General features: G+C 63.3%; 13 protein-coding genes (1 of these 13 running past the window's edge). 8 read left to right on the forward strand and 5 right to left on the reverse strand.

The window, feature by feature from the left end; translation table 11 throughout:
• Positions 1-86: 86 nt before the first annotated feature.
• Positions 87-1,448, forward strand: coding sequence for a bifunctional UDP-N-acetylglucosamine diphosphorylase/glucosamine-1-phosphate N-acetyltransferase GlmU (gene glmU, locus I6L45_RS06455; protein ID WP_216983743.1), 1,362 nt, complete (start codon positions 87-89; stop codon positions 1,446-1,448).
• A gap of 50 nt (positions 1,449-1,498) precedes the next feature.
• On the opposite strand, the gene creD is transcribed toward glmU, so the two are convergent.
• From creD to blrA, 4 genes are all read right to left on the reverse strand, one after another.
• A complete protein-coding gene (gene creD / locus I6L45_RS06460) occupies positions 1,499-2,860 on the reverse strand; it encodes a cell envelope integrity protein CreD (protein WP_216983744.1) in 1,362 nt (453 codons plus the stop codon).
• Between the two features lie 116 nt (positions 2,861-2,976).
• Complete coding sequence (blaOXA, locus tag I6L45_RS06465) at positions 2,977-3,771, reverse strand: class D beta-lactamase (RefSeq protein WP_216983745.1); 795 nt, start codon at positions 3,769-3,771, stop codon at positions 2,977-2,979.
• A 99-nt stretch (positions 3,772-3,870) separates the two neighbouring features.
• Positions 3,871-5,292, reverse strand: coding sequence for a beta-lactam sensor histidine kinase BlrB (gene blrB / locus I6L45_RS06470; protein ID WP_216983746.1), 1,422 nt, complete (start codon positions 5,290-5,292; stop codon positions 3,871-3,873).
• Between the two features lie 34 nt (positions 5,293-5,326).
• The gene (gene blrA, locus I6L45_RS06475; protein ID WP_216983747.1) at positions 5,327-6,001 is read right to left on the reverse strand and encodes a beta-lactam response regulator transcription factor BlrA; all 675 of its coding nucleotides are present in this window, start codon (positions 5,999-6,001) and stop codon (positions 5,327-5,329) included.
• A gap of 123 nt (positions 6,002-6,124) precedes the next feature.
• Between blrA and I6L45_RS06480 the strand changes: the two genes are divergently transcribed.
• Entirely contained in the window at positions 6,125-6,898 is a 774-nt protein-coding gene (locus I6L45_RS06480; RefSeq protein WP_043763850.1) for a DeoR/GlpR family DNA-binding transcription regulator, read from the forward strand.
• A gap of 55 nt (positions 6,899-6,953) precedes the next feature.
• A complete protein-coding gene (gene glmS, locus I6L45_RS06485) occupies positions 6,954-8,786 on the forward strand; it encodes a glutamine--fructose-6-phosphate transaminase (isomerizing) (protein ID WP_160839296.1) in 1,833 nt (610 codons plus the stop codon).
• Positions 8,787-8,856: 70 nt separating this feature from the next.
• On the opposite strand, the gene I6L45_RS06490 is transcribed toward glmS, so the two are convergent.
• Positions 8,857-9,633 (reverse strand): LuxR family transcriptional regulator, encoded by a 777-nt coding sequence (locus I6L45_RS06490; RefSeq protein WP_043763855.1) that lies wholly within the window; start codon positions 9,631-9,633, stop codon positions 8,857-8,859.
• Positions 9,634-9,844: 211 nt separating this feature from the next.
• On the opposite strand from I6L45_RS06490, the gene I6L45_RS06495 reads away from it, so the two are divergent.
• The 5 genes in view from I6L45_RS06495 to I6L45_RS06515 are tightly spaced (each overlapping or abutting the next) and all read left to right on the forward strand, a layout consistent with a single transcriptional unit that may run on beyond the window.
• Complete coding sequence (locus I6L45_RS06495) at positions 9,845-10,606, forward strand: DUF3450 domain-containing protein (protein ID WP_216983748.1); 762 nt, start codon at positions 9,845-9,847, stop codon at positions 10,604-10,606.
• Positions 10,603-11,910, forward strand: coding sequence for a MotA/TolQ/ExbB proton channel family protein (locus I6L45_RS06500; protein ID WP_216983749.1), 1,308 nt, complete (start codon positions 10,603-10,605; stop codon positions 11,908-11,910). The genes I6L45_RS06495 and I6L45_RS06500 overlap by 4 nt, the downstream gene beginning before the upstream one ends.
• The gene (locus I6L45_RS06505; protein WP_042079095.1) at positions 11,907-12,437 is read left to right on the forward strand and encodes a MotA/TolQ/ExbB proton channel family protein; all 531 of its coding nucleotides are present in this window, start codon (positions 11,907-11,909) and stop codon (positions 12,435-12,437) included. Before I6L45_RS06500 ends, I6L45_RS06505 begins: the two co-directional genes overlap by 4 nt.
• Positions 12,434-12,835 carry a biopolymer transporter ExbD gene (locus I6L45_RS06510; protein ID WP_139725612.1) on the forward strand — a complete coding sequence of 134 codons (402 nt, stop codon included), beginning with the start codon at positions 12,434-12,436 and terminating at the stop codon, positions 12,833-12,835. Before I6L45_RS06505 ends, I6L45_RS06510 begins: the two co-directional genes overlap by 4 nt.
• A protein-coding gene (locus I6L45_RS06515; protein WP_216983750.1) for an energy transducer TonB crosses the window boundary here: on the forward strand, positions 12,832-13,431 show its 5' portion. The gene runs 63 nt beyond the window's last position; 600 of the gene's 663 nt are visible here — the first part of the coding sequence; it begins with the start codon at positions 12,832-12,834; the stop codon falls past the right edge of the window. The genes I6L45_RS06510 and I6L45_RS06515 overlap by 4 nt, the downstream gene beginning before the upstream one ends.

Consider the following 13,431-nt stretch of genomic DNA (forward strand, 5'->3'; position numbering starts at 1 on the left):
GATGCAAAAAGCGACCTTCGGGTCGCTTTTTTTTTGCCCGTTGGATAGACTCCGCCCAGCATTTCCACCTGTTTCAAAGGCTAGCTATGTCTCTCAATGTCGTGATCCTGGCTGCGGGTAAAGGTACTCGTATGCGTTCTGTTCTCCCCAAGGTGCTGCACCCCGTGGCCAACAAGCCCATGGTCTCCCATGTGATCGATACCGCTCGCCAGATTGGTGCCGAACAGTTGCACCTGGTCTATGGCCACGGTGCCGAGCTCCTCAAGGAGCGGATCGTCGCGGAAGATGTGAACTGGGTACTGCAGGCCCAGCAGCTGGGAACCGGCCACGCGGTGGCCCAGGCCATCCCGTTCTGGAACGACGAAGACGACGTGCTGGTGCTGTACGGCGATACCCCGCTGATCCAGCCCGAGACCCTGCAGCGGCTGCTGGCGGCCAAGGCAAGCGATGGCATGGCCCTGCTGACCGTGGTGCTGGACAACCCCACCGGCTATGGCCGCATCGTGCGCAGCAATGGCCAGGTGGTCGGCATCGTCGAGCAGAAGGATGCCAACGCCGAGCAGCTCGCCATCCGCGAGGTGAACACCGGCGTGCTGGTGGCCAACGGCGGCCAGCTGCGCAGCTGGCTGTCGCGTCTGGACAACAAGAACGCCCAGGGCGAGTTCTATCTGACCGACGTCATTGCCATGGCCCACGCCGACAACTGCCCCATCGCCGCGGTTCATCCGGACAGCGCCATGGAAGTGGAAGGAGCCAACAACCGGGTGCAGTTGGCCCAACTCGAGCGCAGCTACCAGCAGATGCAGGCCGAGAAGCTGATGATCGCCGGCGCCACCCTGATCGACCCGGCCCGCTTCGATCTGCGCGGCACCCTGGAGATCGGGGAAGAAGTCGTGATCGACGTCAACGTCATCATCGAAGGCAAGGTGGTACTGGGCAACCACGTGCGCATCGGGGCCGGAGCCGTGCTGAAGGATTGCGTGATCGGCGATCACACCGAGGTGAAACCCTACTCTGTCATTGAAGGGGCACAGATCGCGGATCAGTGCTCGGTCGGTCCCTTCACCCGTCTGCGCCCGGGCGCCGTGCTGGAGCAGGACGCCCACGTCGGCAATTTCGTCGAGATGAAGAAGGCGCGGCTCGGAGTGGGGTCCAAGTGCGGTCATCTGACCTACCTGGGGGATGCGGAGATCGGTGCCAAGGTGAACATCGGCGCCGGCACCATCACCTGCAACTACGACGGGGTGAACAAGTTCCAGACCATCATTGAGGATGACGTCTTTGTCGGCTCCGACACCCAGCTGGTGGCGCCGGTGCGGATCGGCAAGGGGGCGACCCTGGGGGCCGGCTCCACCATCACCAAGGACGTGGCGGAAAACGAGCTGGTAATCACCCGGGTGCCCCAGCGTCATATCCAGAACTGGGCGCGCCCGGTCAAAAAGAAGTGATGCCCGATCAATGAAATGCAAACCGGCGCCTGATGGCGCCGGTTTTGTTTTCAGTTCTCCTGCCCGGTGGCGGGGGGCGTCGGGGCGTTCCCCATCACCCGATACCAGTCCAGCTTGCGGGTCAGCACCATGACCAGCGCCAGGATGGCGAACAACAGCAGGGCGCCGAGCAGCAGGGCTATCTCCTCGGCCTGCAGCAAGCCGAACAGGATGGCGTAGACCAGCCCCAGCAGGGCCGCGAATCCCATGCCCTGTTTCGGCCCCCCCAGCACATGGCTAAGGTAGAAGCCGTTGAGGGCCACGCTGGCCTGGGCGGCAACCAGATAGGCCCAGGCAAAGCCCAGATGCTCGGTCAGCGCCAGCAGCACCAGATAGAAGATGGCCAGCCCCATGCCCACCAGGGCGTACTGGATCGGGTGCACCCGCAGCCCCCTGAGCAGCTCGAACATGAAGAAGCTGAGGAAGGTGAGGCCGATGAACAGCAGCGCATACTTGGCGGCCCGCTCGTTCAGCTGGTAGTGATCCACCGGTTGCACCAGGCTGACGCTGAAGCTGGGTAACGGCTCGTCCCCTCCCCGCATCATGCGGTTGAAACGGCTCTCCATGTCGGTGGCAAACCAGCTGCTCTGCCAGCTGGCCTCGAAGCCGCTGGCGGTAAGGGTGCGGCTGCCCGGCAGAAAGTCGCCGATGAAGTTGGGGTGGGGCCAATTGCTGGCGAGGTTGAGCCTGCTGTTCTGGCCGAGCGGCACCACTTCCAGCTGGTTCATCCCCTGCAAATCCAGCTCGATGTGAAAGGCGCCGCCCTCCCCCGGCAGGGCCGCGAGCGGCGCATGGATGCCGGCCAGTCCGTCACCCAGCAAGGCGCCGGGGGCGAACGGGATGCGCTGCTCCCCCAGTTGCAGCTCGGGTACCCGGTTGATGCCGCGGGCATCGGACAGCACCAGGCTCAGATAGGGTTTGCCTGCCACCAGCGCGGGATCGGTCCCGTCGACGGTCAGATCCGGTTCACTGCTGATCAGGGTTTTACCGTTCAGCTCGGCAGGCAGTCGCCCGGAGAGGGAGAGCCGGGTGTGATAGACCTGGGTCTGGTAGATGCCGAGCTTGCGCGGGGTCACCTCCATGCTGGCCTGCACATCCAGCTGCTCCGGCAAGAGGTAGCGATAGAGCGGTAGCTTGCGCTCGAAGCGCTTGCCATCCTGTTCCACCGTGACGGTGCGGGTATAAGGCTGCACCACGACCGGCCCCAGCAGCCGCTGCGGCCCGCTACTGCTGGCCATGATGCTGTGGATGGCCTGGCTGCGATAGGCCTGGCGCTCCCGGTTCAGCTCCATGATGGAATGTACCGGCACCATCAGCAGCAGGCTGAGCAACAGCAGCAGAAAGATCTTGTGGCTGAATATCTGTTTGACCATGACACGTCTCCTCGTTGATGGCGCGAGTGTGACTGGGGCGGGTGAAGGGGGGATGGGGCTGTGTGAAGTGGAGGTGAAGGGGGATAAAAAAACCGGCGCAGGGCGCCGGTCTTGCATCACAGGGATTTCAGTTTGGCCGGCAGGGCGGCCAGCACCTCTTCCTTGGCCTTGAGGGAGGCGAACTGCTTGCCGGGTTTCTGCACCAGGGTGTGGACGAAGATGAGCTGTTTGCCCGGTTTGCTGGCCCAGCCGACGAACCAGCCTATTTGCTGATCCCGGTCGAGGCTGCCATCCAGTTTTTTCGGGTAGCCCATGCCGGTCTTGCCGTGGATCTGCCAGCCGTCGATCTCGCTCACCTTGAGGATATTGGCGGTGTACTGCAGGGTTTGGGCGGAGACCGGCAGCTTGCCGCTCACCATCCTGCCGAGGAAGCGGGCCTGCTCCTGGGGGCTGATGGTCAGGCTCGAACTGAGCCAGGCCTGGGTCAGACCGTCGTGCTTGCCCGGGTTGCCCGAGAGATCCCGGTTGCCATAGTCGAAGCGGTCGACGTAGTGCTGGAAGCGCGCCTCCCCCAGCCATTCGGTGAGGCGCTGGGAATACCAGATCACCGAATAGGTCATCCAGCGGCTCGGGGTGGCGGTCTCACGCCATTCGGGCAGAAAGTCGGCATCGCCGGGTTTGAACGGCAGGGCGGGCAGCTGTTCATCCACCAGGAAGCCGCTGTCATAACCCATCAGGGCCAGCGGGATCTTGAAGGTGGAGGCGGGGGTCAGCTGGGCGGCACACTCTCCCTCGGCACTGAGGGGTTTGCCTGTGCCATCGGCAAACAGCGTGCAGCCTGAGGCAGCGCTGGCGGGAAAGGCACAGAAGAGTCCGGCGGCAAACAGGCCGGGCAACAGAATACGGGACATCACTCTCTCCTTGATTCATGGGAATGCGCATCGACGGGGAAGGGTCGGCATCGAGAGGGCGCAGCTTAGCCCGGCTCTGTGTGTTCAGTGTGAAGTGCCTTAGCTGGCGGGGAGCCAGAGTTCTGCCAGCACGCCGCCGTCAGGCTGGTTGGTCAGGGTCAGCCGGCCGCCGTGCTGGCGCGCCACTTCCAGGGCAAAGCTGAGCCCGAGGCCGCTGCTCTTGCCCTTGTCGGGTCTGGGTAGCGAATAGAAGCGCTCGAAGATGCGTGGCAGGGCGTAGGCCGGGATACCCGGCCCCTGATCCCGTACCCGGAAACAGTAACCCCCCTCCTCCATGGTGCCACTCAGCCTGAGGGTGCTGCCGACGGGGGAGAAGTCGAGGGCGTTGTCCAGCAGGTTGCCGAGGGCCTGCTCCACCAGCAGGGGATCCCACTTCTGTTTCTGTGCTTCGTCCAGCGCACTCAACAAGGTGATCTGGCGACGCTCGGCGGCGATCTGGCGGGCATCGCTCGCTCGCCTGCCCAGCCGGGCGGGTTCCACCGATTGTCTGTCCAGCCCCTGCCCCGACTCCAGCCTGGCGAGCTGCAACATCCGCTCGATCAGCTGCTGCATGCGGGCCGTCTCCAGATTGATGTTGCCGATAAAGCGCGTCGCTATTTCGGCTGGCGGCGCCTCGGCCAGGATCTCCCCTGCCCCGCGGATGGCGGCCAGCGGGCTCTTGAGCTCGTGGGTCAGGCTGTGCACATAGGCTTCGATGTAGGCCTTGCCGTCCAGCTGGCGACGCATGATCTCCAGGGAGTGGCCGAGCCGATCCAGCTCCGGGCTGTAGAGGCGTGGCAGAGTGGCGGGCTGGCCCTGGCTGACCGCATCGGCATAGTGCACCAGCTTGCCGATGGCGCGGTTGAGCCACCACACCAGCAGGGCGCCGATGAGCAGGGAGATGCACAGCAGCAGGGCCGCCCCCTGCAGCAACTGGTGCTCGCTGCGCGCTATCATGGGCAGCAGGGTGCGGTTGGGCTTGGCGACGGTGAGGGAGCCCAGGATGTCGTCCCCTTCCCGCAGCGGGGCGGCGACGTGCATCACCGAGCTGGCGGGATCGTCAGGATCGCTGCGGGTGCTGCGGGCGCCGTATTCGCCGCGCAGGGTGAGGTAGACGTCGTTCCAGCGCGAGTAGTCCTTGCCCAGATCCACCCCGTCCGAGTCGTAAACCACCTTGCCCCAGCGGTCGACCACATAGATGCGGTACTCCGCCTGCTGCTTGAGGTGGCCGTCGATGAGGGCGTTGATGGGGTTCTGGTTGAGGCGGGCGAAGGCGCTGGCGAGCCGGCCATTCGCCATCTTCCCTTCCTGCATGTCGTCCAGGGCCAGGGGGGCCAGCATATGGGCCATGTCCACCAGGGTGTCTTCGGTGGCGCTGCGCACCCCGGGTTTGATCTCCTCGACGAAGATCTCCAGCACGAACCAGGCGGCCAGCGCAAAGATCAGCACCAGCCCGCACAGCAGTTGCAGTCCGATCCTCATGTCAGCCTCCGGCAGGTGCCCGGCAGCTGGGCGTTCATGCCAGCTCCAGGCTGTAGCCCAGCCCGCGGTGGGTCAGGATCAGGTTGGCTTCCGGGTCCCGATCCCTCAGCTTGGCGCGCAGGGTCTTGATGTGGGTATCGACGGTGCGGTCCAGGCTCTCCTCCGCCCCGCTCCACACCAGATCCATCAGCTGCTGGCGGGAGTAGACCCGGCCGGGGGACTGCATGAGCGTCTTGAGCAACAGGTATTCGTAGCGGGTGAGGGCCAGCGGCTGCCCCAGGAAGCAGATGCGGGCCCGCTCCTCGTCCAGCACCAGGAAGTGCTCCTGCCGGGGGGCGACCGGCTGGCTGCGGCGCAGGATGACCCGCACCCGGGCGCACACCTCCCGCGGAGAGAAGGGCTTGGCCACATAGTCGTCGGCCCCGATCTCCAGCCCGATCAGGCGGTCTATCTCCTCGCTGCGGGCGGTGAGGAACATCAGCGGAACGTCGCAACGGGCCCTAATCTGCTTGCACAGCTCGAAGCCGCTGATGTCCGGCAGCCCCACATCCAGAATGAGGAAGTCCGGTCGCGTCTGTTCCAGTCGCGCCAGCAACGGCTGGCCGAGAGGGAACCACTCCACCTCGAAACCGTCGGTCTGCAGGGCGTAGATCAGGGTGTCGGCAATGCTGGCCTCGTCTTCCACCAGCCAGATGAGTCGTTTTTGCATGATGTCCTCGTCGCAAATCGGCTTGCCCATTCTGGCATCGAACCAAATTGGATCCTATTTGCCGTTTGATTTTTCCCGAAAAGGCATTAATATTTCGCCATTCTTTCGAATCGAAACTTAAAGATGACCAAACGCAACACTCAACAGCGTCGCCACACCATCGTCAGCCTGGTACAGGAACAGGGTGAAGTGAGCGTCGACGCCCTGGCCAGGCACTTCTCCACTTCCGAAGTGACCATCCGCAAGGATCTGGCCGTGCTGGAGACCGGTGGCCTGCTGCTGCGCCGTTACGGTGGTGCCGTGCCCCTGCCTAGCGAGATGGTGGTGGACAGCAACCCAGATCAGGTTTCGAAACGAAAGCTGGCCATTGCCCGCGCCGCCGCCGAGCGGATCCGCGATCACAACCGCGTCATCATCGACAGCGGCAGCACCACCAGCGCCATGATCCCCATGCTGGGCAACAAGCGCGGCCTCATCGTAATGACCAACTCCCTCAATGTGGCCGGCGCCCTGCGCGAGCTGGAAAATGAGCCTACCCTGTTAATGACCGGAGGCACTTGGGACCCACATTCCGAGTCCTTCCAGGGCCAGGTGGCGGAGCAGGTGCTGCGATCCTATGACTTCGACCAGCTCTTCATCGGCGCCGACGGCATCGACCCTGAGCGTGGTACCACCACCTTCAACGAGCTGGTGGGGTTGTCCCGGGTCATGGCCGAGGTGTCGCGGGAGGTCATCGTCATGGTGGAGTCGGAGAAGATCGGCCGCAAGATCCCCAATCTCGAGCTGCCCTGGTCCAGCATCCATACCCTGGTGACCGATGAGGGGCTGGCTGGTGAGGCCAGAGAACAGATCCAGGCCAGGGGGATCACGCTGATTTGCGCCCCCGTGGCCGTTTGACCTGAACAATCCATTATCCAATCGAATTAACGTCTTACGTCTCAAGGAGAAGTCTATGTGTGGCATCGTCGGGGCCGTCGCCCAACGTGATGTGGCTGAAATTCTGGTAGAGGGCCTGCGCCGTCTTGAATACCGTGGCTATGACTCTGCCGGGGTCGCCGTGTTCAGCGCCGATCGTCCGTTGCAGCGGGTGCGTCGTCTGGGCAAGGTGGCCGAGCTGGCCAAGGCGCTGGAAGAGCAGTCCGTACACGGCGGTACCGGCATCGCCCATACCCGCTGGGCCACCCACGGCGAGCCGTCCGAGCGCAATGCCCACCCCCACGTCTCCGAGCATATCGTGGTGGTGCACAACGGCATCATCGAGAACCACGAAGAGCTGCGTGAAGAGCTCAAGGCGCTGGGTTATGTGTTCAGCTCCGACACCGACACCGAGGTGATCGCCCACCTGGTGCACCACGAACTGAAATCCGCCCCCAGCCTGCTGGCGGCCATGCAGGTCGCGGTGAAGCAGTTGCGCGGCGCCTACGGCACCGTGGTCATGGACAGCCGTGACGACAGCCGTGTGGTGGTGGCCCGTTCCGGCTCCCCGCTGGTGATCGGTCGCGGCATCGGCGAGAACTTCATCGCCTCCGACCAGATGGCGCTGCTGCCGGTGACCCGTCGCTTCATCTTCCTGGAAGAGGGTGACGTGGCCGAGGTGACCCGCCGCGACGTGCATATCTTCGATACCCACGGCGAGGCCGTGGTGCGCGAGGAGCTGGAGTCCGAGCTCTCCCACGATGCCGGTGACAAGGGCGAATACCGCCACTACATGCTCAAGGAGATCTACGAGCAGCCCAAGGCCATCACCAACACCCTGGAAGGGCGTCTGGGCAGTGATCACGTGGTGGTCGAGTCCTTCGGCAACGGCGCACGCGCCATCTTCGACAAGGTCGAGCACGTGCAGATCGTCGCCTGTGGCACCTCCTACAACTCCGGCATGGTGGCCCGCTACTGGTTCGAGGAGATCGCCGGCGTCTCCTGCGACGTGGAGATCGCCTCCGAGTTTCGCTACCGCAAGTCCGTGGTGCGCCCCAACAGCCTGCTGGTGACTCTCTCCCAGAGCGGTGAGACTGCCGATACCCTGGCCGCGCTGCGCCTGGCCAAGGAGTCCGGCTACATGAGCTCCCTGGCTATCTGCAACGTGCCGGGCTCCTCTCTGGTGCGCGAGTCGGACCTGGCCTTTATGACCCGGGCCGGCGCCGAGATCGGGGTAGCCTCCACCAAGGCGTTTACCACCCAGCTGGCGGGTTTGCTGATGCTGGTGGCCTCCGTCGGCCACTGCCGTGGCAACCTGAGCGCAGCCGCCGAGGCCGAGCTGGTCAAGGCGCTGCAAGCCCTGCCGCTGCGCATCAAGGAGAGCCTGGCGCTGGCCAAGCAGATCGAGACCCTGGCCGAAGAGTTTGCCGACAAGCACCACAGCCTGTTCCTCGGCCGTGGCAGCCAGTACCCCATTGCCATGGAAGGGGCGCTCAAGCTCAAAGAGATCTCCTACATCCACGCCGAGGCCTATGCTGCCGGTGAGCTGAAGCATGGTCCGCTGGCCCTGATCGATGCCGAGATGCCCATCATAGTGGTGGCGCCGAACAACGATCTGCTGGAGAAGCTCAAGTCCAACGTGGAAGAGGTGCGTGCTCGCGGCGGCATCCTCTATGTGTTCGCCGATGCGGATACCGGCTTCAAGAGCGACGAGACCATGCGAGTGATGTGCCTGAACCACGTGGAAGAGGTGATCGCCCCCATCGTCTATACCGTGCCGCTGCAACTGCTCTCCTACCACGTCGCCCTCATCAAGGGCACCGATGTGGATCAGCCGCGCAACCTGGCGAAATCCGTGACCGTGGAATAAGCCATTGTCATGAATGAAAAAAGAGCCGCATTGCGGCTCTTTTTTTATTGGCTGTGCCGCCGGGCCGGCGTCACGACAACCGCAGGTTGGTGATGGTCACGTCATCCAGGGAGGGCACTATGATGCCGCTGGAGATGCTCTTGGCGATGGCCTGGTTGCGATTCTTCGAATCCGTCTTGTTGGTGACCTGATTGAGGTGGAAGTTCACGGTGCGCTCGCTGATCCCGAGGATGGTGGCGATCTCCCAGGAGGTCTTGCCCTCGCTGGCCCAGAACAGGCACTCCTTCTCCCGATCCGACAGCTCGGTCAGGTGCCTCATCAGCTCGGGCCTGCTTTTTATCAGCTGAAGTGCCGAGTTGAAGATGTAGCTGGCGCAGAACGACAGCAAGGGAACGTTTTCAAACATCAGGTCGGAGCTGGATTTTTCCTTGCTGATGAAGGAGAGGATGCCGTGCTCCCCCTGCGGGGTGTGGAGCGGGAAGGAGACCCCGTTTCTGACTCCGAAGTCGGCGGCCAGATTCATGACTTCCTGGCTGGCACTGGGCAACCAGGGGGAGTCGCAATCGAGCTTGTTCCAGAAGATGGGCTGGGTCTGCTTCAGTCCCAGGAAGACCACGGGATCCTGGGTCAGGTAGTGGCGCTCCGAGTAGGCGTCGAACCAGCTGGTGGGGCAGTTGTTGAACAAGGCGACATGTGACTTTTGCATGCTGATGGGAAAAATGATCAGCAGCCGGAAGTAATCAAAACCCATCTGGTGACTGAAACGCTCCAGTTGCTGCTGGATGTCGCAAGTCTTCTTGGCCTTCGTGAACCGATCTATGTGTTCCCAGATCGCATCGTTAAACATGTAAATATCCTTTTTCGACCACTTATCATCCTGATCGAAAAGACATTTTTTAGTTATTTAGAATGGAGTTGCGACTTCCAACGCCAGTTAATCCCGTACTTGTCTAAAAAGTATCCTGTTTTTTCGGTCGCAGGCCAAGAAAATCATCTGATTGCCACTGGCGCGACTCTCTGAGACAATGAGAATAGTTATCATTGTTAAGATTTATATCATGAACAAGTTTTGGGGTCTGGCCTTGTTGCCATTGGCCGTTCATTTCGTCGCCTCTGCCGACGATATGGTCGCGCCCGAACTGAAAAAAAGCATAGCCGACGGGAAGTCTTCCCAATTGCGTGTTGAAAAAGCCGCCGATGCGGCCGTTGCCGCCAGGGCGGAGCTGCAAAATGCGCAGCTGCAACTGCGGGATCTGGAAGCCTACAACCGCTACATGCAGACGCTGGTGGCCGATCAGCAGCAGGAGTTGGGCAAGCTCACCCAGCAACTGGAGGCGGTACAGGAGACTCGACAGGGTTTGGTTCCGCTGATGCTGCAGATGCAGGCGGACCTGGAACAGCTGGTGGAGAGCGACATTCCGCTGCGCAAGGAAGATCGCATGGCGCGAGTTGAACAGCTGAAAGCCACCCTGGCCAGGGCCGATGTGAGCGAGGCGGAGAAATTCCGCCAGCTGCTGCAGGCCTACCAGATCGAAGCCGAATACGGCAGCCGGCTCGACAGCTATGTCGCCGAGCTTGTACTGGACGGCGAACCGCGCCGGGTCGACGTGCTGGCGGTGGGCCGCGTCTCCCTGCTGGCCATGACTGCCGATCGCAGCCAGGCGTGGCGCTGGTCTGCGCAGAGCAAGCAGTGGCAGTCCCTCGACAGCCAGTGGCTCTCCCCTATCGCCGAGGCGCTGGAGATGGCCGCCGACAAGAAGGTTCCCCAGTTGTTGAATGTCCCCCTTTCCGTCAGCCGTAGTCAGGAGGCCCAGTCATGAGCGTCACCATGAAGTGGTTCCCCCTCGCCTTAGCCCTCACTCTGGGCACCACTGCCGCCGTGGCCGAGGAAGCCTGGCAGCAGCAGGAACAGGCCCGTGAACAGCAGGCACAGCAGGATCTGGCGTCCGTCTCCAAGGAGCTGAACAGTGCCCGCGCCAAGCTGGCCGAGGCCCAGCGCCTGAGCAAGGAGCTGGCCAGCCAGTTCGCCACCAATGAGAAGCAGCTGGTGGAGCTCAATGCCCAGTGGGAGCAAGCCTCCGGCGACATGAACGAGATCTTTGCGGTGACCCGTCAGGGGGCCAGCGATGCGGTCAAGCTGCTGAGCGAATCCTCGGTCGAAGGCCAGTACCCCGAGCGCCTCGCGCCGCTCAAGGCGATGGCGCAGGAGAAGCAGGTACCGGATCGTGCCGCCCTTGCCCTGCTGCCTGCCACCTTGTTGCAGGAGATCCGCGAGTCGGGCCGGGTTGCCCAGTTCAACGGCAAGGTGCTGGATGCCCTGGGTGCGGCCAGCGAGCAATCACTGACCCGGGTCGGCAGCTTCGCCCTGTTTGGCGAGCAGGGGTTCCTGCAGCCAACCGTCGAAGGCCTGAGCCCTGTGCTGGGCCTGCCCGGCAACGTGCTCTCCGCCGCGGCCGCCTATCAGGGCCAGGAAGGGGAAGCGCTGCCGCTGGATCCCTCCCATGGCACCCTGCTGGCAATGCTGGCACAGGCGCCCACCTTCTGGCAGCAAGTCCAGCAGGGCGGCCAGGTCGGCGCCATCATAGTGCTGCTGGCCGCCATCGGCCTGGGGATAGCTGGAGTACGGCTGTGGAGCCTCTCTCGTGAGCTGACATTGGTGCGCCGCCAGCTCAAGAGCGGTGAGTATCATGCCGACAACGCCCTCGGTCGGGTGCTGACGGTGGCCGACAAGCATCCCGAGCTGAGCATGGAGACCCTCGAGCTGCGTCTCGACGAGGCGATCCTGCAGGAGACCCCTCGCATGGAGCGCGGCATCGGCATGGTCAAGGTGATCGCGGCCATCGCCCCCATGCTGGGGCTGCTCGGGACCGTGACCGGGATGATCGGCACCTTCCAGGCCATCACCCAGTTTGGCACCGGCGATCCCAAGATCATGGCCGGCGGCATCTCCATGGCGCTGGTCACCACGGTACAGGGTCTGGTGGCGGCCATTCCGCTGATCCTGGCCCACAGCCTGCTGCAATCCCGTTTCACCGAGCTCTCCAACGTGCTGGAGCAGCAGGTGGCCGGCATTCTGGCCGAGCGGGCCGAAAGCAACCGTGACGGGATGGAGCGGGCGGCATGATGCTCGACATCTGGCAACAGCTGCAGAGCTTCATGGGCCGTGGCGGCCCGGTGCTCTGGGTCATTCTGGCCCTGCTGGTGCTGATGTGGATTCTGATGATCGAGCGGCTGCTCTACCTCAACCTGGGGTTTGCCCCGCTGCAGCGCCAGCTGCTCGACCGCTGGCAGGCGCGCAGCGAGCGCCACAGCTGGCACGCTCGGGCGATTCGCGGACGCTGGCTGGCCGAGGCCGAGCTTGAGCTCAATCGTCATCTGATCTTCATCCGCACCCTGGTGGTGCTCTGCCCCATGCTGGGGCTGCTGGGTACAGTGACCGGGATGATAGGGGTATTCGATGCGTTGGCTGCGGCCAACCGCTTTAACCCGGAGAGCATGGCGGGCGGGATCTCCCGTGCCACCATCCCCACCATGGCTGGCATGGTGGTCGCGCTCTCCGGCGTGTTGTTACTCAGCCGGCTCGAGAGCCAGGCCAAGCGTGCGCTGGCCAAGACCCGGGACGGCCTGCGAGAAGAGAAGGTAATGCAATGAGACGGCAATCCAAACGCCAGCGCGACGAAGTGCAGATCGACATGACCCCCATGCTGGATATCGTGTTCATCATGCTGATCTTCTTTATTGTCACCACCTCCTTCGTGCGGGAAGCCGGGCTCGAGGTGCACAGGCCGCAGGCCAGCCAGGCCAAGGCGCAGAAGTCCTCCAGCATCATGCTGGCGATCGGTCCTCAGGGGCAGATATTCCTCGACCGCAAGCAGATCGACGTGGAGCGAGTACAGACCAGCGTCGCCCGGCTGCTGGCGGAACAGCCTGATGCCAGCCTGGTGATCCAGGCCGACGAGCGGGTGCCCCACGGTAAGGTGGTGCGGGTGATGGATGAGGCCAAGGCGGCGGGCATCGCCAACATCGCCGTGGCGGTGGCACCGAAATGAAATACAAGCTGATGAGCCTGGGACTGGGGATTGCCCTCAGTCTGGGGATCCTGTTGTTCATGGCCACCCTGGTGGAGCCGCCCAGAGGGGAGAAGGCGAGCGCCGAGCAGAAGTCCATCGTCATCAACATGCAGAACGAGGTGACAGAGGTACAGGTGCGCGAGCGCCCGGTACCCCAAGAGCCGGAACCCCTGCCGGAGCCGCCTGCCGCCCTGGCCTCGACGCCGCTGCCCATGCCGGCGGCGGCCCCGCTGCCCTCGGTACAGCCGAGCCTGGATCTGGTCTCCAGCCTCAGCGCGGTGCAGGTCTATGCCCCCGGCGTCGCGACCAGCCCCAACCCGGTCGCGAGCGGCAACTTCCATGGCCAGCAACAGGGGGCCGGGATCGGTGCCGGTGACATGCTGATTCCATTGCAGCGGATCGAGCCTGTCTATCCCTATCGGGCCCAGCAGGCAGGCATCGAAGGGGCTGTCACCTTACGTTTCAGCGTCGATGCCGACGGCCGGGTACAGGATGTGGAAGTGGTCGAGGCCAAGCCGAAGCGTCAGTTCGAGCGGGCGGCCATGGGGGCGATTAAGCAATGGCGCTATCAGCCG

This window comes from Aeromonas sp. FDAARGOS 1415, assembly GCF_019048365.1.
Taxonomy (GTDB): domain Bacteria; phylum Pseudomonadota; class Gammaproteobacteria; order Enterobacterales; family Aeromonadaceae; genus Aeromonas; species Aeromonas taiwanensis.

Excerpts from the sequence above, each read along its gene's own strand:
- glmU (WP_216983743.1), top strand. The coding sequence starts at position 87 with ATGTCTCTCAATGTCGTGATCCTGGCTGCGGGTAAAGGTACTCGTATG.
- creD (WP_216983744.1), bottom strand. The coding sequence starts at position 2,860 with ATGGTCAAACAGATATTCAGCCACAAGATCTTTCTGCTGCTGTTGCTC.
- blaOXA (WP_216983745.1), bottom strand. The coding sequence starts at position 3,771 with ATGTCCCGTATTCTGTTGCCCGGCCTGTTTGCCGCCGGACTCTTCTGT.
- blrB (WP_216983746.1), bottom strand. The coding sequence starts at position 5,292 with ATGAGGATCGGACTGCAACTGCTGTGCGGGCTGGTGCTGATCTTTGCG.
- blrA (WP_216983747.1), bottom strand. The coding sequence starts at position 6,001 with ATGCAAAAACGACTCATCTGGCTGGTGGAAGACGAGGCCAGCATTGCC.
- I6L45_RS06480 (WP_043763850.1), top strand. The coding sequence starts at position 6,125 with ATGACCAAACGCAACACTCAACAGCGTCGCCACACCATCGTCAGCCTG.
- glmS (WP_160839296.1), top strand. The coding sequence starts at position 6,954 with ATGTGTGGCATCGTCGGGGCCGTCGCCCAACGTGATGTGGCTGAAATT.
- I6L45_RS06490 (WP_043763855.1), bottom strand. The coding sequence starts at position 9,633 with ATGTTTAACGATGCGATCTGGGAACACATAGATCGGTTCACGAAGGCC.
- I6L45_RS06495 (WP_216983748.1), top strand. The coding sequence starts at position 9,845 with ATGAACAAGTTTTGGGGTCTGGCCTTGTTGCCATTGGCCGTTCATTTC.
- I6L45_RS06500 (WP_216983749.1), top strand. The coding sequence starts at position 10,603 with ATGAGCGTCACCATGAAGTGGTTCCCCCTCGCCTTAGCCCTCACTCTG.
- I6L45_RS06505 (WP_042079095.1), top strand. The coding sequence starts at position 11,907 with ATGATGCTCGACATCTGGCAACAGCTGCAGAGCTTCATGGGCCGTGGC.
- I6L45_RS06510 (WP_139725612.1), top strand. The coding sequence starts at position 12,434 with ATGAGACGGCAATCCAAACGCCAGCGCGACGAAGTGCAGATCGACATG.